At 66.9% G+C, this 18,382-nt stretch carries 19 protein-coding genes, 1 tRNA gene and 1 pseudogene; 13 read left to right on the forward strand and 8 right to left on the reverse strand.

The annotated features are described in order from the left end of the window. Nucleotides 1-535: 535 nt before the first annotated feature. A complete protein-coding gene (locus AB0F51_RS08480; protein WP_360276037.1) occupies nt 536-1,312 on the reverse strand; it encodes a TetR/AcrR family transcriptional regulator in 777 nt (258 codons plus the stop codon). A gap of 118 nt (nt 1,313-1,430) precedes the next feature. On the opposite strand from AB0F51_RS08480, the gene AB0F51_RS08485 reads away from it, so the two are divergent. From AB0F51_RS08485 to AB0F51_RS08495, 3 genes are all read left to right on the forward strand, one after another. Next, nucleotides 1,431-2,384, forward strand: a complete 954-nt coding sequence (locus AB0F51_RS08485) for an ATP-binding cassette domain-containing protein (RefSeq protein ID WP_360276040.1) — start codon at nt 1,431-1,433, stop codon at nt 2,382-2,384. After that, complete coding sequence (locus AB0F51_RS08490) at nt 2,381-3,172, forward strand: ABC transporter permease (protein WP_360276042.1); 792 nt, start codon at nt 2,381-2,383, stop codon at nt 3,170-3,172. Before AB0F51_RS08485 ends, AB0F51_RS08490 begins: the two co-directional genes overlap by 4 nt. Before the next feature lie 66 nt (nt 3,173-3,238). Continuing rightward, nucleotides 3,239-4,183, forward strand: coding sequence for an FkbM family methyltransferase (locus tag AB0F51_RS08495; protein ID WP_360276045.1), 945 nt, complete (start codon nt 3,239-3,241; stop codon nt 4,181-4,183). Nucleotides 4,184-4,213: 30 nt separating this feature from the next. Here AB0F51_RS08495 and AB0F51_RS08500 read toward each other — a convergent pair whose 3' ends face one another. Next, nucleotides 4,214-4,981 (reverse strand): glucose 1-dehydrogenase, encoded by a 768-nt coding sequence (locus tag AB0F51_RS08500; RefSeq protein ID WP_360276048.1) that lies wholly within the window; start codon nt 4,979-4,981, stop codon nt 4,214-4,216. 70 nt (nt 4,982-5,051) lie between these two features. On the opposite strand from AB0F51_RS08500, the gene AB0F51_RS08505 reads away from it, so the two are divergent. Together AB0F51_RS08505 and AB0F51_RS08510 are read left to right on the forward strand one after the other, a co-directional pair. Next, nucleotides 5,052-5,591: a GNAT family protein gene (locus AB0F51_RS08505; protein ID WP_360276051.1), complete on the forward strand. Its 540-nt coding sequence runs from the start codon at nt 5,052-5,054 to the stop codon at nt 5,589-5,591. A gap of 64 nt (nt 5,592-5,655) precedes the next feature. Then, on the forward strand, nt 5,656-6,030 hold the full coding sequence (locus AB0F51_RS08510; protein ID WP_360276054.1) for a hypothetical protein: 375 nt from the start codon (nt 5,656-5,658) through the stop codon (nt 6,028-6,030). A 30-nt stretch (nt 6,031-6,060) separates the two neighbouring features. Here AB0F51_RS08510 and AB0F51_RS08515 read toward each other — a convergent pair whose 3' ends face one another. From AB0F51_RS08515 to fgd, 3 genes are all read right to left on the reverse strand, one after another. Further along, nucleotides 6,061-6,636: a hypothetical protein gene (locus AB0F51_RS08515; protein WP_360276056.1), complete on the reverse strand. Its 576-nt coding sequence runs from the start codon at nt 6,634-6,636 to the stop codon at nt 6,061-6,063. Beyond that, nucleotides 6,633-7,460: a DUF72 domain-containing protein gene (locus AB0F51_RS08520; protein ID WP_360276059.1), complete on the reverse strand. Its 828-nt coding sequence runs from the start codon at nt 7,458-7,460 to the stop codon at nt 6,633-6,635. Before AB0F51_RS08520 ends, AB0F51_RS08515 begins: the two co-directional genes overlap by 4 nt. Before the next feature lie 180 nt (nt 7,461-7,640). Beyond that, on the reverse strand, nt 7,641-8,645 hold the full coding sequence (gene fgd / locus AB0F51_RS08525) for a glucose-6-phosphate dehydrogenase (coenzyme-F420) (protein WP_360276062.1): 1,005 nt from the start codon (nt 8,643-8,645) through the stop codon (nt 7,641-7,643). Between the two features lie 255 nt (nt 8,646-8,900). On the opposite strand from fgd, the gene AB0F51_RS08530 reads away from it, so the two are divergent. The 4 genes from AB0F51_RS08530 (at nt 8,901) to AB0F51_RS08545 (ending at nt 11,672) form a co-directional block, all read left to right on the forward strand. Further along, nucleotides 8,901-9,665: a phosphotransferase gene (locus AB0F51_RS08530; RefSeq protein ID WP_360276065.1), complete on the forward strand. Its 765-nt coding sequence runs from the start codon at nt 8,901-8,903 to the stop codon at nt 9,663-9,665. Nucleotides 9,666-9,824: 159 nt separating this feature from the next. Beyond that, nucleotides 9,825-10,406 carry a helix-turn-helix transcriptional regulator gene (locus AB0F51_RS08535; RefSeq protein ID WP_360276067.1) on the forward strand — a complete coding sequence of 194 codons (582 nt, stop codon included), beginning with the start codon at nt 9,825-9,827 and terminating at the stop codon, nt 10,404-10,406. After that, the gene (locus AB0F51_RS08540; RefSeq protein ID WP_360276069.1) at nt 10,403-11,065 is read left to right on the forward strand and encodes a hypothetical protein; all 663 of its coding nucleotides are present in this window, start codon (nt 10,403-10,405) and stop codon (nt 11,063-11,065) included. Before AB0F51_RS08535 ends, AB0F51_RS08540 begins: the two co-directional genes overlap by 4 nt. Nucleotides 11,066-11,087: 22 nt before the next feature. Then, the gene (locus tag AB0F51_RS08545) at nt 11,088-11,672 is read left to right on the forward strand and encodes a hypothetical protein (RefSeq protein ID WP_360276072.1); all 585 of its coding nucleotides are present in this window, start codon (nt 11,088-11,090) and stop codon (nt 11,670-11,672) included. Between the two features lie 318 nt (nt 11,673-11,990). Here the strand turns inward: AB0F51_RS08545 and AB0F51_RS08550 are convergent, their stop codons facing one another. Next, nucleotides 11,991-12,473 carry a DinB family protein gene (locus AB0F51_RS08550; RefSeq protein ID WP_360276075.1) on the reverse strand — a complete coding sequence of 161 codons (483 nt, stop codon included), beginning with the start codon at nt 12,471-12,473 and terminating at the stop codon, nt 11,991-11,993. A gap of 684 nt (nt 12,474-13,157) precedes the next feature. Between AB0F51_RS08550 and AB0F51_RS08555 the strand changes: the two genes are divergently transcribed. Next, a complete protein-coding gene (locus AB0F51_RS08555; protein ID WP_360276078.1) occupies nt 13,158-15,005 on the forward strand; it encodes a VWA domain-containing protein in 1,848 nt (615 codons plus the stop codon). A 279-nt stretch (nt 15,006-15,284) separates the two neighbouring features. Continuing rightward, entirely contained in the window at nt 15,285-15,701 is a 417-nt protein-coding gene (locus tag AB0F51_RS08560) for a hypothetical protein (protein ID WP_360276081.1), read from the forward strand. A 593-nt stretch (nt 15,702-16,294) separates the two neighbouring features. On the opposite strand, the gene AB0F51_RS08565 is transcribed toward AB0F51_RS08560, so the two are convergent. Continuing rightward, nucleotides 16,295-16,370, reverse strand: a tRNA-Arg gene (locus AB0F51_RS08565). Between the two features lie 107 nt (nt 16,371-16,477). Then, nucleotides 16,478-17,032 carry a hypothetical protein gene (locus AB0F51_RS08570; RefSeq protein WP_360276083.1) on the reverse strand — a complete coding sequence of 185 codons (555 nt, stop codon included), beginning with the start codon at nt 17,030-17,032 and terminating at the stop codon, nt 16,478-16,480. Nucleotides 17,033-17,162: 130 nt separating this feature from the next. On the opposite strand from AB0F51_RS08570, the gene AB0F51_RS08575 reads away from it, so the two are divergent. Then, nucleotides 17,163-17,741: a hypothetical protein gene (locus AB0F51_RS08575; protein WP_360276086.1), complete on the forward strand. Its 579-nt coding sequence runs from the start codon at nt 17,163-17,165 to the stop codon at nt 17,739-17,741. Next, nucleotides 17,738-18,382: pseudogene (locus tag AB0F51_RS08580) on the forward strand (hypothetical protein); the annotation flags it as partial. The gene AB0F51_RS08575 and the pseudogene AB0F51_RS08580, both read left to right, overlap by 4 nt.

Genomic DNA, 18,382 nt, shown 5'->3' on the forward strand with positions numbered 1-18,382 from the left:
TGTGCCCAAGGACAGGAGGTAGTCCGCAGTCGGCCTGGTCCGCACGCTCCGGTGAGCAGGCCGCTGGCCGCAAATTGGGCACTACCTCCTGTTCTTCGGGACAGATCTAGCCGAAGGCCGGGCGCGGAACGCCGGACCGACCAGCCGTTGGCGTCTCACGCAGCGTTCGGACGAACTGCAGGAGGCTGGAACTGCACAGAGGCTGCCGACTCGCACAGCGACCAGGCCGAACCGAACTGCGTTTCGGGTTGCTCGCAAAGTGGCCGGTTCACCGAACAGTGGTCAAACCGCGCGACGCAGGAGCGCCAGACACCGGGCGGGCGGGAGCGGTCGAACGAGCACGCGACGCAGGAGCGGGCATCGGAAGCCGCGCGGGAACAACCCCACCACCGACCGCCCACCCAACGGGCTCCATCACCACCGTGGTCAAACCGCGCGACGCAGGAGCGCCAAACACCGGGCGGGCGGGAGCGGTCGAACGAGCACGCGACGCAGGAGCGGGCATCGAAGGCCGCGCGGGAACAACCCCACGCGCCTACGTCTTACTGCGTTCGGCGATCAGCAGCGCGGTGCCGTCGAGGATCCGAGTGAGGCCGAACTCGAGCGCGTGGGCTGGGTCCATCGTTGCGTTGTAGTGCTCACCCGCCGAAGTCCCCACGCGCCCCGCCAGCGGGAATCGATCCGCCACCCCAGCCATGTACCTCTCCAGCACCGGACTAGTGGTCAGCCACCATTCCTCATCCGACATCCCGGATTCCTGCTGGTTGCGGAGCTGCTCAGCCCCCGCTCGCGAAGTACCCAAGACGTGAGTAAGGACCAGGGTGAGCGTCGAGTCCATTTCGACGTCGGTGAGGCCGATGCCGTCGAGGGGGCGGAGTTCGGCTTCGTACTTCAGAGTGATGTTGGGCCCTAGGGCGTTACGGCCGCCGGGGACCTCGTGGATCCATGGGTGTTGGGTCAGCAGATCAAAGTTGCGATGGGCGATGAACTCCAGCGCCCCCCGCCATCCACCCGGCTGCCGCAACGGCTCGTCCGCGTCGGCGTACAGATCGCCGTACACGGTGTCGAACATCAAATCGGTCAGCTCGCCTTTGCCCGGCACGTGCGTGTAGAGCGACATCGTCCCGACCTTCAGCTGCTCGGCGACCAGCCGCATCGAGACGGCCTCCAGTCCGCTCGCGTCCGCCAGCTCGATCGCCGCTCGGACGATCGCGCGGACCGTCAGACCGGAGCGTCCCGGCTTGGTGTGACTGCCCCAGAGCAGGGCCAGGCTGCGCGCCGGGTCGGGCGGCGCGGTCTTTTTTGCAGGCACGGGAACAAACTCCAGCCGGTCGTCGTTGACTCGATCGTACCCGAGTCGTACGGTGTACGGTACAGTCTACGGTTCGCGGTGGAGAACCGTGGAATGGACGGCGGACGAGAGGTGGGAAGTGACGACGGAGCGTGTGATCGAGGCGTTCGACGTACGGAAGAACTACGCCGGAGGCACCGAGGGGGCGGGTCTGAACGGTTTCGACCTGGAAGTGAACGCCGGCACGGTGACCGGCCTGCTGGGGCCGAACGGCGCCGGCAAGACCACAGCGGTACGGATCCTGGCCACGCTGCTCAGGATGGATTCCGGCGAGGCGAGGATCGCCGGGTACGACGTGAGCCGGCAGGGCGCGGAGGTCAGGCGCAGGATCGGCCTGGTCGGGCAGTACGCGGCTGTCGACGAGATCCTCACCGGCAAGCAGAACCTGGTGATGTTCGGCCGGCTCAACCATCTCGGCCATGCCAAGGCGGTACGCCGGGCCGACGAGCTGCTCGAGCGGTTCAGTCTGACCGAGTCGGCCGCGTTGCCGGCTTCGAAGTACTCGGGCGGGATGCGCCGCAGGCTCGACCTGGCCGCAAGCCTGATCGTGGCGCCGGCGGTGTTGTTCGTCGACGAGCCGACCACCGGGCTCGACCCGGCCGGCCGGGCGGAGGTCTGGTCCGCGGTGCGGGAACTGGTGAAGGGCGGTACGACGGTCCTGCTGACCACGCAGTACCTGGACGAAGCCGATCAGCTGGCCGACCGGATTTCGATGCTCAAGGCAGGCAAAGTCGTTGCCGAGGGCACGCCTGACGCACTGAAAGCCCAACTGGGCGCGGACTGGCTCGATCTGGTGCTGGCAGCAACTACAGAGGTCCAGCAAGTCCTTCAACTGGTCGATCGGCTCGCGGACGGCGAGGTCAGGACCGACGAACTGAAGGTCAGCATTCCGGTCAAGGATCGCACCAAGGCACTCATCGAGATCGCAACGTTGTTGCAGGAGGCAAAGATCGAACCAGCGGACGTCACTTTGCGCAGACCGACGTTGGACGAGGTCTTCCTGCACCTGACCGGAACGGGGGTGCCGGCATGACGGCGCTGGGCTGGACCTTGGCAGACGCTTGGACGATCACCCGGCGGACGTTGCTGCACTGGCGGATGCAGCCCGGGCCGATCATCTTCGGCTGGCTCTTCCCGGTTCTGATGATGCTGATGTTCGGCGCGCTGCTGGGCGGCGCGATCGAGATGCCGTCCGGCGACTCGTACTACGAACTGCTGGTGCCCGGCATCTTCGCACTGGCGATGCTGTTCGGGCTCGAGGCAACGATGACCGCGGTTACCACCGACGTCTCCAAGGGCGTCACCGACCGGTTCCGCTCGTTGCCGATGAGTTCGGCGGCGGTCGTGCTCGGCCGGTGCATCGCGGATCTGCTCGACTCGGTCGTCTCGCTGATCGTGCTGAGCGCGGCCGGTCTCGCGCTCGGCTGGCGGTGGCACGGCGGCGTACTGGATGCGCTGGCGGCGTTCGGGCTGCTGCTGTGGTTGCGATTCGCCGTGCTGTGGATCGGGATCTTCATCGGGCTGACCGTGCGGAACGCGCAGAGCATCACGGCGGTGCAAGTCCTGGTCTGGCCGGTCGGTTTCCTGTCCAGCGCGTTCGTCGCCACCTCGACGATGCCCGACTGGCTGGGCACGATCGCCCAGTGGAACCCGCTGTCGGCGACGGCCACCGCGGCCCGGTCACTGTTCGGCAACCCGGACCCGTCGGCGGCTTCGTGGATCGGCGATCACGCTCTCGAAGCGGCGATCATCGGGCCGTTGCTGCTGACCGCGATCTTCCTGCCGTTGTCGGCGGCCCGCTTCCGCCGGCTGTCACGCTGAGAGGTTTGCCGTGATTCTTACGCGTCGAAAAGCATGATTCTGCCCGTTAACGGGTAACGATGGGGGATGGAGTATCGCGATGGAGTCGTCCGCCGGGTGGTGTGGGAGGTTCCCCACACCGCCGGGCGGGCGCTCGGCGTCGATGCGGCACGGCGGCTCGCGCGGGTGGTGGGCTCCGCCGAAGGGCTGACCGAGGCCGGCGTCACGCGGGTCGCGCATCGCATTTCACCTCGGCTCGCGGACCAGAATCCGCAGCTGGTGAAGATCCCGCCGCAGTGGGCAACGACCGACATCGCAGTACGGCGGCAAGGCCTTCAGTGGCGACTCGACCTGCGGGACAACCTGCAAGCAGTCCTGTACTACGCGGGTCGCTACGAACCCGCAGTGTCGCGCTTCCTGCGATCCGAGCTCAGGCCGGGCGACGTAGTACTCGATGTCGGCGCCAACATCGGGCTGCACAGTCTTGGTGCGGCCAAGCAACTGAAAGACCTTGGTGGCGGACGGGTGATCGCGTTCGAGCCGGCTGAAGACTCCCTGGACAAGCTGCGAGCCGCTGCCGAGCGCAACGACCTGGCAGACCTCATCACGCTGGTGCCTGCGGCTCTGGGCGAGCGCAAGCACCAGGCTGCTCTGCATGCCGACCCGCGGTACGACCCGGCCGACTCGGGTGTCCGCTCGCTGCAGGCCGACGGTGAGGTCGTGCAGGACGTACCGGTGATCCGCCTCGACGACTGGGTTCGTGAGCACTCGCTGGAGCGGCTCGACGTGATCAAGCTCGACGTCGAGGGCTCAGAGACCGCTGCGCTCGGCGGAGCGACCAGGACGTTGGTCCGCCTGCAGCCGCGCGCAGTACTGGTCGAGGACAAGCGTCCCGACCTGCGGCGGCGGCTGCACGAAGTACTGGATGAGCTGGGCTACCGCTCGACCGGCAGCACCTTCGACCACAACACCCTGTTCCGCCCCGACCGCCGCGGCGACACCAACGTCACCCGCCGCCACTCCCTGCGCTGACTCCTGCCCGCGTCGCTCGAGCAGCGGCCGTCACGGCATCAGCTGGCCGCCGTTGACCTCGATGATCTGGCCGGTGACGTAGCTGCTCATGGCGTCCGAGGCCAGGTAGAGGATGGTGCCGACGCATTCGCGCGGCGCGCCGGTGCGGCCCATCGGGATGGTGGCGACCATCGCGGTCAGCTGCTCCTCTGCGGTGTGCCGGTCGTGGAATGGGGTGCGGATGACGCCGGGCGAGAGGGCGTTCACGCGGATGCCGTCGGGGGCCAGCTCCTTCGCGAGGCCGCGGGTGAACGTGCTGACCGCGCCCTTGCTGGTCGCGTAGACGACCGAGCCGCCGCCTCCGCCGTGCCGGCCGGCGATCGAGGTGACGTTGACGATCGCGCCGCCGCCCTGCGCGCGCAGTACCGGCACGATCCGCCGGCTCATCGCGAACACCGAGGTCAGGTTCACATCCATGATCCGGCGGAACTCGTCGTCCGGCAGATCAACCACAGGACCGCGTTTGACCAGGTCACCGGCGTTGTTGACCAGTACGTCGATCCGCCCGTGCCGCGCGAGCACCTCGTCGACCAGCGCACCCGCGGACTCGGGTACCGAGAGATCCGCCTGGTGAACGGAGGCCGTGCCGCCCGCGGTGCCCACCGCGCTCGCCGTGTGCCGCACACCCTCCTCGTTCTGGTGGTAGTGCAACGCGACCGTAGCGCCCGCCTCGGCGAACCCGACGGCAGCAGCCGCCCCGATCCCACTGCTCGCCCCGGTGATCAGAACAACCTGCCCCTGAAAATCAAGAAAAGCCATGCCCCCACCCTAGGGTGAGTACACGCCGGGAACGGGTTTGGGCGGCGTCAGGCGGCGGTAGCCTCGATGGATGGGGTATGACCTGGTGAGTCTGGATCTGCGGCGCTGGCGTGTGGCGGACGCGTTGCGGTTGACCGATGCCCATCGTGACCCCGACATGGTCAACCAGGGCGGCATCCGGGACACCGCGAGCGCGGTCGACTGGATCGGCCGGGTGGCCGACCTCGACAACGGGCACGTGTACGCCGTTGCGGATGCGGACGACCACCCCGTCGGCTGTGTCGCCGTGACCAACATCGACCGGCACCAAGTCGGCTGGGCGTGGTACTGGACCGTCGCCGGTGTCCGTGGCCAGGGTGTAGCCCGCGACGCGCTCCGGGCCCTCGTCGACTGGGCACACCACGACGCCGGGCTGTACCGGCTGGAGCTCGGCCACCGCACCAACAACCCAGCCTCCTGCCGAGTGGCAGCCAGCGCCGGCTTCCTCTTCGAAGGCCTCGAACGCCAACGCCTCAACTACGACGGCACCCGGTACGACGTAGAACGCCACGCCCGCCTCGCCTCGGACCCGCTGGACCACCCCCAACGTCCAGTCACCATCACCACCTAGCCGATCGCGGCGGCGCGCCGGGGTTTGCTGGGGTGTGCCGGGCTGGAGGCTTTACGGTGACGGCATGGCGAAAAGCAGTAAGAGTGAGACGTTCCTGTCGGTGGTGATCGGCGGGGCGGCCGGGTTCGGGTTGGTCGTGATGACCCGGCGCGCCTGGGACGTCTGCCACGTCGTCATCAACAGCGTCGGCAACGGACCGTTCCTGCTCTTCGTCGGTGTCCCGGTCGCCTTCGTGGTCAACATCGGGCTGTTCAACATCGTCTTCCGCTTCATGCGCCGCGGTAAGGGCGGCAAGTGGTTCATGCCGATGCTGGCCGCCGCCATCGCCATCGCGATCGCCGACCTCGCCCTGTTCTCCTGGGCCGGCACGCCGGCGAGCCTGCCTGGCATCTGCCCGGCCAACGTCCCACCGTGGTGGCCGAACAGCGTCCCCACCTGACCGCCGCCGCACGTCCCCAGGCTGGCGTCGTCAGGCTTTGGCGTCGTCAGGCGGCGCGTAGCTGCGCCAGCGCTCCTCGATGACGTAGCCGAACGCAAGGTTGGCCCCAAGACTGGCATCGTTGAGCGCAGCCCCACCCGTTCCGAAGACGCGAACGCCCGCATCGAGCAAGGCCAGGATCGACGCGGCTTTGACCGCCTGCCCGATCCCCCGCCCGCGATAGCCGTCCAGGACCGACGTGAACCCGGTCTCGCCTTGCAGGGTTATGTACGTCGCGCCGACCAGTCGTTCACCGTCGAGGGCACCGAAAACGCGGCCGGTCGTCCACAACGCGGCCAGCTCTTCCACCGGCTGGACCACTCGATGAGTCGCGGGCGTGTACGGGTAGTCCTTCTCGTTCGCGGTCTCCAGCGCATGCCACGCATCGGCGTACTCGGGACCCAGTTCGCCGACGGTCACCCCCTCGGCTCGCAGTACCGCAGCCTCGAGCTTCGCCGGGTCGGGATCGCGCAATCGCGCCGCCCACGACTCCCCGACGATCCGGTAACCGGCAGCCTCCAGTACTGCGCACCGCGGGTCGTCGTCGCGCAGCACCTCGAACGTCATCCGATCCCCAGTCGCTCGGCCAGCGCCTCCGCGTCGAACGGCGCTCGCACCTTCACGTCGTTGTCGAAGTACACGTAGACGACGTCTCGCTGCCAAGACCGGATCCGCCTGGCCCAGGCGTCGAGCGATTTGTCGTCATAACCACTCACGTACAACTCCTCGGCCCCGTGCAACCGGACATAGCCGAAGTCGGTGGTGGTGGAGTCCATCATCGGCCACTTGCCCGCGGTGTCCGCGCAGACCATCGCGATGTCGTGCTCGCGCAGGAGCTCGAGGAACTCCTCGTTCTCGTACGACGGATGCCGCACCTCGAGCGCATGCCGCAACGGCTGGTCCACCGAACACTTCAGCAGACTCCGGCCTTCCATCCGCCCATCGTGGCCCTTGGCAACTTTTGCCGCGGCCTTCGTTGACCTGGGCAACAACTTGAAGAAGTTGGCCAGCCGGTCCGGGTCGTACCCCAGGGTCGGAGGTAGTTGCCACAGCACCGGACCGAGCTTGTCCGCCAGCGCGAGCACGCCCGAGGCGAAGAAGTTGGCCAGCGGAGCCTCGACGTCGGCCAGCTTCTTCATGTGGGTGACGAACCGCGGACCCTTGACCGAGAAGACGAACCCCGGCGGCGTTTCGTCGTACCAGCGCTGGTACGACGTCGGTCGCTGGAGCGAGTAGAACGACCCGTTGAGCTCGATCGAGTTCAAGCGGCGGGACGCATACTCCAGCTCGGCCCGCTGCGGAAGCCCTTCGGGATAGAACACCTTGCGCCACGGCACGTAGCGCCAGCCGGAGATCCCGACCCGGTACTGCGAATCCGGCCAGCGCTCCATCCCGGTACCCCCTAGTGTCCCGCAAGCGAGATAGCTTGAACGATGGAGGTGTCCAGGTGCGTGCATCGCAAGGCGGAGAAGCGTCCGCGATGCTCTAGCATCGTGGACGTTTCTCCAACGCCGCGAGGTGCGTGCCTGGACACCTCCAGCGTCAAGCTATCTCGCTTGCGGGACACTCGGTCAGCCCAGCTTGCGGAGCAGCGGGAGGACGTCGGCGCTGAACTGGGTCAGGAAGCGTTCCTGGTCGTGGCCCGGTCCGTGCATCACCAGATGGTTGAAGCCGGCATCGAGGTACGGCTGCAGTTGCTCCATCACCTCTTCGGGCTTGGAGGCAACGATCCAGCGCTTGGCGACCTGCTCGATCGGCAGCTCGTCGGCCAGCCGCTCCATCTCGGTCGCGCTGTCGACGCTGTGCTTCTGCTCCGGCGTGAGCGACAGCGGGGCCCAGAACCGGGTGTTCTCCAGCGCCAGCTCCGGGTCGCGGTCGTAGGAGATCTTCACCTCCAGCATCCGGTCGATGTCGTCGAAGGACCGCTCGGCCTTCTCCGCGCCTTCCTTGACGGCCGGGATGAGCTTCTCGTTGTAGAGCTCCATGCCCTTGCCCGAGGTCGCGATGAACCCGTCGCCGACCCGGCCGGCGTACCGCGCGACGACCGGCCCGCCGGCGGCGACGTACACCTTCACCGGCGTCTCCGGACGGTCGTAGATCGACGCGTCGACGGTCTTGTAGAACGGTCCGTCCGAGCTGACGCCCTCCTGGGTCCACAGGTTGCGGATCAGCTCGACCGCCTCCCGCAGCCGCGCGAACCGCTCCTTGAACTCCGGCCACTCACGTCCGGAGACGGCGATCTCGTTCAGCGCCTCACCACTGCCGACGCCGAGCATGATCCGGTCCGGGTAGAGCAGACCCATCGTGGCGAACGCCTGCGCGATCACGGCGGGGTTGTACCGGAAGGTCGGCGTGAGCACCGACGTACCGATCAGTACCCGGTTCGTCCGCTCGCCGACGGCCGCCATCCAGGCGAGCGCGAACGGCGCGTGTCCACCCTCGTGCCGCCACGGCAGGAAGTGGTCCGACACCGTGACGCTGTCGAGCCCGAGCTCCTCGGCCCGCACCGCGTACTCCACCAGATCCCGCGGCCCGAACTGCTCGGCGGACGCCTTGTACCCCACCCGAATGCTCACCCTTGTGCTCCCAACTCGTCAGCTGCTGACACCTACTCTGCCACCAACCCGGCCTGACCCAAGGATGTTCCTGCTACCGGCAGACAAAAGCCGGCCTCCCGCGCGCGCTCGTTTTGCGTTGTGCAGCAGATCGGGGCATCGTGTTGAGCACGCAGGGCACCAAGGCTTCCATGGATTCGTCGCCTCGGTGTCCTGCTTCTCTGTCCCGGCCGATAATCCTGTTGCCTGAGGCAAACTGGCAGGCATGATTCACCTGTGGAATCCGAAGAGGTCTTGACCGGTGGGAACGTCGCCGCGCAGGTGGTCCGGGTGGGTGCGACGGTGCGGAAGCCGGCGACCGCCCAGACACCCCTCGTCGAGGCTGTGCTGACACACCTTGCCGAGAGCGGCTTCACGGGCGCTCCGCGTTCGCTGGGGCGAGATGAGCAGGGCCGGCACGTCCTCGAGTACGTGCCGGGTGCTCTTGCCGGTGCCGATCCTGGCTTCACTCTCAGTGAGTTGACCCAGGTCGGGCGGCTGATTCGCGAACTGCATGACGTGATGGAGATCTTCGTACCCCCGCCCGACGCCGCCTGGGAGATGCTCATCCCCGACCCGTCGAACGGCAACCTGATCTGCCACAACGACCTCGCCCCCTGGAACCTGATCCGCAACGACGATCGCTGGGTCTTCATCGACTGGGACAACGCCGGACCGTCATCGCGCCTGTGGGACCTGGGCTACGCCGCCCACGGCTTCGTGCCGTTCATGCCCTGGGGCGATGCGACGGTCGACGGACCACGCCTACGCGCCCTCGCAGACGGCTACGGCCTAGACGAAGACCAGCGCCGCGCCTTCCCAGCCCAAATCGCCGGCCACACCCGAGGCATGTACGACCTACTACTCCAAGGCCACCGCACCGGCCAACAACCCTGGGCCCGCCTTTATTCGGAGGGCCACGCCAACCACTGGGGCCCAGCCGCCGACTACATCGAAAACCACCACGACACCTGGGTCTCAGCCCTCCTCACAACCAGCTAGCTGTCCACCAATCGCATCGCTCGATCGGGCACGCAGCAGCAACCGCAGGAATCAATCCGTCGGGCCTCCAATGCCGCCGCAGCCGCGATCATCACCTGCGTTGGCTTGGCGTGCTCTCCGCTCTATTATCTAATTAGATAACCGATGAGGAGCGCCGAGATGGACAAGGACAGCCGAGCAGTCAGCCAACTGCTGAACGACGCCCTCATCGAGAGCGGGTTGTCCCAGGCCGCGTTCGCCACTGCCCTCGGCACTTCCGCTTCGCGCTTCTCCACCTACCGTTCTGGCAAGACGAAGCCCACAGCGCAGTTCTTCCTGCGAGCCCGGCGACTGGCTCACGCCCTGCAAGCCGCGCGCGAGTACCGCATCATGAGCGCCCCGGCCACCGCCACAGCCATCCGCGAGGCAACCGACGACGACTGGGCCTGGCGAATGCTGCTCCAGGGCCGCGACCACCTACGCCTCCTGCTAAACCGCCACGACGGCTCCGAAGCCGCCTGGGAAGCAGCCCCCACCCCAACCGGCCACGCAGGCTTCGACACCCTCCTCGCCGTCCTAACCGCCCACGAATTCGAAACAGCAGGCGAAGCCCCACCCGACTGGACCAAACACAAACCCCTCCCAGCCCCCTGGATCCCCCCGCACCCCTTCCTGAACCGAGACGAGATCATCACCCAAACCCCGCCCTACCTGGCCCAAGCCAACATCTTCGTCCCCAACCGTGACTTGATGACCGCATGAACAACCCACGCCACGAGTTCACGGCAGCCGAAATCATCGACCTCCTCTCGGAGCTCGACAAGCGGCTGAAAAGCCGTGGCATCTCCGCAGCGGTCTTTGTCGTCGGCGGCGCTGCGATTGCCGTCACCTCGCAGGAGAATCCTCGCCGTACTGAGGACATCGACGCCATCACGCGCGACGAGGCCGTCGTCGAGGAAGCTCTTGCCATGGCGAGCCAACGCAAGCTTCCCGAGGACTGGCTGAACACCCGAGCCAGTTCATGGATGCCGCCCCTGCCGGAGGGAGCACTCAAAGGCGGTGGTGCACCAGGTCTGCACATCACCTACGCCACCGACGAGTTCCTTCTGGCGACCAAGTTGGTTGCCCAGCGCCGCAAAGACGCCGCCGACATCGTCACGCTCGCCTCGCGTCTCGGAATGGAGAATGCATCGGCCGACGATCTCGAACGGGTGATCTCCCGCTACTACACAGATGAGGACTCACTGGAGTTTATTGTCGACGGCAAGGACGTCCATCGCGAGATACAGCTCCTGGCAGCCAGGGCCGCGCGCCTACTGGCAAACAATCAGTCTGAGCCGAGTCGCACGACGCCGAATGCCAGCACGAAGGCTCCATCCACACACCGCCGCGCCCGCGGAACCTCCCGAGAACGGGACTAGAGCCGTGGTTAGCCTTTGTTCCGTGGATGACACCAGCGAAGACGCCCAGTGGTCGGACGCGGCGCGCGAGCGTTACGTACGCCGTACCGAGGAACTGATCGCCGCGCTCAAGGCGCACTCCGCAATGACGCTCGAGCGCAAAGGTCGCCAACGCGAACTCGGGCCGTACTTCGACTCGAGCGCGGCCCTGGAGAAGGCCGCCGCAGAATTCAACGAGGCCGAGCTCGACTGGTGCGGTTCCTCCCCGTTGAGCCTCATTGATGGGGACCTCGATGAGTTCGACGACGAGGACGAGGACGACGAACCTGCGGGTCCCGTTCTGTCCGGCTTGTTGCGTTGGGACTTCACGGTTACCGACGAGGAAGCCGTGATCGAGGCCGGCAGGGATGCCTATCGGCAGGCGTGGCCCTCAGATACGGACGAAGACGCCACCCTGGCCGTCCCGGACATCGAGCGAGCCGCCGCGGAGATCGTTCATGCCAACGACGCTGCAGGCCTCGAGAACACCCCCGGCTTGGAACGCCGCGCAGAGTGGTGGACTTTCATCTCCCACAACGGCCAGTCCGACGACCCGGACGACGAGAACCCCTTCGCCATCGCGCGGTAACCGACTCGTCGGTCGTCATACGTAGACGGGCAGTCGTAGGAGAGCCTGTGCCGGTGGGGAGCGTGGTGATTGCCGACCCGAAACACCCCGCCAAGCAACACACCCTAAGCGTCTGAAGACTCTCGGGCGTTGAGCCCGCTCCGTTCTTCGCAGCCGGGGAGTTCTCGAATGGCGTCTGGGGCTTCTACGAACCCACCCAAGCAATGCGCAAGTTCTTACTGACCCGCGTCAGTTGAGCGCTCGGCGACCTGCTCCCACTGCGCGACGACAGCAGCAGCGCGGAGATAGACCAAAGCAGCCAGTTCTGTTGACCTGGCTTCAATCGCCTGTTGTGCCGTCGATCGCCTCTCGGATGATGTCGGCGTGACCGTTGTGCCGCGCGGTTTCCTGGACCATATGGACCAGGATCGCCCGCAAGTTGACCTCCGCACCCCACGGCGTCGTCACCACATCGTCGAGCCCGCCCGCGGCCACGACAGCCCGAGCCCGCTCGCAGGTCCGAAGGTACTCCCCGACCAAACCGTCGGCCGTCTCATCAGCACCGACGCGAAACTCCGCATCTGAGTCACCGTCGGTCGAGAACAGATCCGGCTCGGCCAACCCTGCGTAGATCTTGAGGAACCAGCCATGCTCGGTCTCGGCCAGGTGCTTCACCAACCCCAGCAAGCTAAGCCCAGACGCCGTCATCGGGCGCCGCAACTGCTCCCCATCGAGCCCTTCCAGCTTGCCAAGCAAGGTCGCGCGGTGAAAGTCGAGCTGCTGCGTCAGCGCCTCCCGCTCATCACCCAAACGACCCGGCACAACCCGCTCCACGGGCGACGTAAACACCATGCCCCGACAATACGATCGCTGTACGACAAGGTAGGACTACGAGCTTGTGCCGGACCATCTCGCACCTTGATCCGCAATCACCTTGATCGCGGGCGGTGGACTCGGCCGTCGCCAATTGCTTCACCCGCACTGGCACCGCCCGAGCCGCCGAACCTCGCCGCGACGGGACCTACAGCGACCTTCGCCAGTTCGACCTCCTCGCTGCAGAGCACCGAATCCCAAGCAGGGCTCTGCCGACGGCGCACTGCCGAATGCCGAGTCCGCCGGCTCACTACCCAAAGCCCTGTCGCCGACAAGCATCGACGCGATTGCAGCAGGCAGTCAACGGGTGAGGCAGGGAACGCGGCCAGTTCCTTGGTGAACACGTTGAGTTATTGACGCGGCCTTTGCGGTCGCGCATCATCACTCCGGGGAATAACGCGGAGGTCACGCGGAAGGCGCTGGTCCCGCGGGGGGATTCCGAGGGGGAATCAAATGTTTGCAATAACCCTACCTGGGCGTAAGCATGCCCACAGAAACCGTTTTGCTGTTGCCGCCACGGCCTTTGCCGTCGCGCTGACCGGGCTTGTCGCCGGAGCTCCGACAGCGTCGGCCGCGCCCGCACCGGGGGCGTCGGCCAGTCCTACGAGCGTCAACAGGTTCGGTGTCTCGACGGTGACGCTCACCCTCGACGGTGAGAGCAGCACACAGTCGACGCCCACCGATCTGGTGCTCGTGCTGGACGAGTCCGGCAGCATCGACAGCGGCGAGTTCAGCCAGCTCAGAAACTTCGCCGACGACGTGGTCGAGGCGGTCGCCGACGACGGCCTGTTCGCCAACGGCGGCCGGGCCGCGGTGGTCGGGTTCTCGACCGGCGCGCACACCGTGATCGGCCTGAGTACCGACGAGACCGCGGTACGAAACGCCATCACCAGCAACCCGCAGGCGACCGGAACGACCTGCATCTCCTGCGGCCTCAACCAGGCGAACACCGTGCTGGGACCGGACGACCCGGCCCGGAACCAAGTGGTCATCGTGATCACCGACGGCAACGCGAATTCTGGCGACCCGACGGGGTCCGCTGCGGCGTCGCTGCAGGGCAAGGCGACGGTGTTCGCGGTCGGTGTCGGCGACGGTGTCAGTCAGTCGACCCTGGAGACCATCGCCAGCGGTCCGGGAGCCGACAACACGTTCTCGGTGGGCGGATTCGGCGACCTCGCGGCCTTGCTGCAGACCCTCGTCGCCGCCGTTTCGGTGCCTGGGGCAACGAATCCGACGATCGCCGTGACGCTCGCGGCCGGCTGGAACCTGGTACCGGGCTCGATCGCCGCGAACCTCGCCGGATCGACGATCGGCGCCATCACACCAGACGGCTTCACCTGGTCGCGCGGCAACCTGGCTGACGAGGATCTCGTCATCACCTACCAGATCAAGCACGAGGGCGCGCCCTGCGGGCCACTGCCGGTGAACTCGTCGGTGGCCTACCACGATGACGAGAACGCCGTCGTGAACTTCCCGCCGGTCAGCGTCGACGTCATCTGCCTGCCGCCCGTCGCCGTCGCCGGCCCGGACAAGACGGTCGCGGAGGGATCCTCGGTGCCGTTGGACGGCTCCGGCAGCCACGACCCGGACGGCATCGTCACGAACTACGCGTGGAGCGGCGCCGACGCGGGAGTCGGAACGCTGTCGAACCCGAGCAGCGCTGTTGCCACCTACAACGGTCTCGACGACGGCGCCGACGCGGTCACCCTGACTGTGACGGATGACAACGGCCTCACCGATGACGACAGCACCACGGTGACCGTACAAAACGTGGCGCCGGTTCTGACGCTCAGCACCTGCCCGATCCAGCCGAACGCGGTGAACACGGACGTGTCCTTCGCCGGCACCTTCACCGACGCGGGCACGCTGGACACGCACTCGATGTCGGTCAACTGGGGCGACGGTTCCACCACACCGGTACCCGCGGTGAGTTCTCCGGTCGGTGCGACGCACCAGTACACAGCGGCCGGGATCTACGACATCGCGGTGACCGTCACCGATGACGACGGCGGCTCCGACACCGAGTCCTGCGGCTTCGTCGTGGTGTACGACCCCGACGGCGGGTTCGTCACCGGCGGCGGCTGGATCGATTCGCCGGCCGGTGCCTATCCGGCCGACCCGACAGCCACCGGCCGCGCCAACTTCGGTTTCGTGTCGAAGTACAAGAACGGCGCTTCCGTACCGACCGGCAGCACGGAGTTCCAGTTCAAGGCCGGCAACCTGAACTTCCACTCCGGTGACTACCAGTGGCTGGTAGTGGCCGGCAGCAAGGCGATCTACAAGGGCACCGGCACCATCAACGGCGCCAGCGGCTACAGCTTCATGCTGACCGCGACAGACGCGAGCCCGGACCGCTTCCGGATCCGCATCTGGCAGACCGCGACCAGCACCGTCGTCTACGACAACCAACTCGGCGCAGCGGACGCCGCTGACCCGACAACCGCCCTCGCCGGCGGAGCGATAGTGATCCACAAGAACTGATCACCTCAAATGGGCCGGTGCGTGGGATTCTCCCAGGCACCGGCCCACTTGAACCCGCAGCTCAGCGGAAGGGCGGTCTGGCTGTAGCGAGGAGGTTAGCGAGACGCTCGGCTGAGGTTCCCAGTCGAGCGTTTTGCGACCACGACGGCGGCGAGGTGGTCGGGGTGTGGACCGACAGGTCGGTGCCTTTGGGGATCACACGGCCGAGAGCCGGATGTCTTCATTTTTGCTGACGAGCGACAGCCGATCGCCGTTGTCTGCTCCCGTAAGGTTCGCTTCGTGACTGAGGATGGCGCTACCCGCTCAGATCTGTGGGGCCGGGAGTGGGACTTCCTTGCGGTCGATAGCGCCGGACACGTCGCGGTGCTGTCGTCTGCTGGCTACGGCCCCATACCCGAACCAGTCCTCGCCGCACGCGAGGTCGTTGAACGCGCCGATGATGCGATTGCAGCATTGCCGACCATCACGCGAGCTGTTCCGGAGAGCCCGCGGCGAGAAGGCAACCTCTCCGATTGGTACTCGTTGAGCGAACGCGGTCTCTTCGCCTACGACTGGAGGATCTGGCACGGCCCATACGAACGCATCGCGTCCCCAGCTGAGCCACTCGTTGTCGATTCTCTGCCGGATCCCGTCCAGGCGGCCGCACGCCTATTGCAGATCCCGTACTTGTTTGCGGGCGTCGCTGAACTCCATTAGCACATGAAGTGACAGATTCGTGACGGATCAGACGAGCGAGAGCCGGGCGAACATGACGAGACCCGGCCGGCGAGCGTTTGGGGGCGGGATCTTGTAGAGGGTGAGTGCCCGCTCCCCGTCGTTGCTTGAGCTTGCTCGGACGACTTTGGGATTACGGCTTGTTGCCTGTCACCGTGTTGCGGCATGTTGCGCGGATCCCGGATCGAGATCCAGCGTGGGTGTGCCGCGCCTGCGGAGGATCCGGTTGAAGGACTCCTCGCCAAGTAGGAGCCACGGAATTACAGGGCACTCATCAAGCGGGCGCAGCACGCGCACACCTTGGGTGGGTGGGAGCACTCCGCGTAGCGGGCGACGGAGGAGCACGCGTAGCCGAGCGCGCGGGGACAGCCGATTCGCGGGTTGTTCACGGTCATGGGGCTGGCGCGACCAGAGTGCTCTCGATAAGCCGGGCGCAGCCCGCGCACCAGGGTGGGGTGGGAGCGGCATGCGGAGCGGGCGACGGAGGAGGTCGCGTAGCCGGGCCGCGTGGGGTAGACCACAGTCGCCGGAATGACAAAACCCCGGGTCATCCACCTGGTGACCTGGGGTTTTGCTGGCGCGCTCGGAGGGATTCGAACCCCCAACCTTCTGATCCGTAGTCAGATGCTCTATCCGTTGAGCTACGAGCGCCGGGCAACGTTGGGTAACGATACACGCGGGAGGGGGGTGGGTGCCAAATCGGGTGGGGGGGTGGCCTGGGTTCCTGTCCGGCTGGTCGGGGCTGAGCTGGCGAGCCGTCAGTTGAGGAGGGTTTTGACGGAGCCGCCGGACTCGGTGAGTTTGGTGCCCAGGCCGGCCAGGGCCTCGCCGACCGAGGCGAGGATTCCGGAGAGGTCCTGGAGGTTGCCGGCCAGGCTTTCGATCTCGGTGGCGACGCCGCCGATGCTGCCGCTGCCGTCGTTCAGGCGCTTGGCTGCCGCGTCGCCGATACCCGGGATCTTGTCCAGTTCGCCGGCCAGGCCGGCCAGCATGCCGGCCGCGTCGTGGAGTTTGTCCTTGGCCGAGGTCATCGTGGCGGCGCTGCCGGTCAGGGCCTTGCGGGCGCCGCCCTCGCCGTCTTCGCCGACCAGGGCGCCGGCTGCTTTCACGGCCTGTTCGCCGGCCTCGGCCAGGCCGGTACCGATGGTTTTCATCAGGTCGGGCAGCCGGCCGATGAAGCCGAGCGCGTCGTCCGGCAATTCGCGGACGAGTTTGAGTAGCTTTTCGAAGTCGTCGGAGTTCTCCATCACGAAGCCGACGGCCTTTTTCACGTCGCCGATGTCACGCCCGCCCAGCAAGTCCCCAAGGTCCATGCCCGGATGCTATTCCTCCGGGGCAGGATTCGCGGGAACCGCGAGCGTGGTGGTGGCGTCCAACGCGGGCTGGTTGTGGACGGTGTGCTGATCGACAAGGGAGAACCTCTGCGTGGCTAGGGTCGCGGGCATGGCTGGTCGAATGGTCCGGGGTACTGCGATCGCCTGTGGCGTCGCCGCGGTCGCCGGGCTGGGGATCGGGTTCGCCGTCGGACAACCTGTCCAGTCTGAGGATGTGCAGCCCGCCCGGGCGCTCCCGGCGGATCTGTGTTCGCGGATCGGGGACGTCTCCGTGTTGTTGCCGAAGGCCACCAACGCGAAGTTGACGCAGACCGGTGCCGCCGAGATCACCTGTGCGGTCAGGGTGAGCGAGCGGACGCAGCCGACGTTCTCGGGCGCCGAGCTCACGATCAGGATCACCCCGTACTCCGGTCGCCGAGCGGGGGCGGGCGAGTCGTCGTTCACCCCGGACGAAATGGCCAAGGCGGCGTTCGACCGCCAGCCGTGGCCGGTCGTCAACGATCGGCCGTACCCGACCAAGGTCGAGAAGATCGCCCGGGCCGGTGGGATGGACTCGCGGGTCTCGGTACTCGTGCACCGGGCCGACCTGGTGGTGCAGGTGGACTACGCCGCCCATCCGATCGACCTGGCGACAGCGCAACAGGCAGCCCAGGTGTTGGCTGACCGGGCCATCTGGGAGAGCAAGTGAACAGCACGCCGCAGCTGCCGGGGTACGAGCTGGACCAGCGACTGCTGGAGCATCCGCTGGCCGAGATCTGGCGCGGTCGCTCCTTCACGGGCATGGAGGTAGTCGCGCTGGTGCTGAGTGAGAGCGCGGCTGCTGACGGGGAGGTCCGCGAGCGGCTCAGCCGAGCCAGCCGCACGGCTGCACTCGAGCCGGGACAGCAGCAGACGCCGTTGTGGGCTGCCAACCTCACGGCTGCTCGTCCGTACGCCGTGACGCAGTTGGTGCGGGGGCAGTCTGGCGCGGAGCGGCTCCTGGATCCGCTGGACGGTCTGGTGGGGAATGACGAGGAGTCCCTGGGGTCGGTGCGCAGCCAGCTGGCGCAGTACGGGGCTCTGCCGATCCCGGAACTCCCGGGGCAGACGCCGCTGGGCGCACAGGGTGCCGGCGGCTCGCAGGCGGGCGGTGCGCTGCATGCTCGAGGTGCGGCGGGGGCGCAGAGCGCGGGCGACGTTGCGGGGACGCCAGGTGTCGGAGGTGCCCTAGATGCGGGAGGGGCACGGAGTACTGCGGGAGGCGCGCAGGGTGCGGGTAGTGCGCTGGGTCTGGGTGCCACCGGGGCGGGAGGCGCGCAGGGTGCGGGTAGTGCGCTGGGTCTGGGTGCA

This window comes from Kribbella sp. NPDC023855 (genome assembly GCF_040639475.1).
Lineage (GTDB): Bacteria > Actinomycetota > Actinomycetes > Propionibacteriales > Kribbellaceae > Kribbella.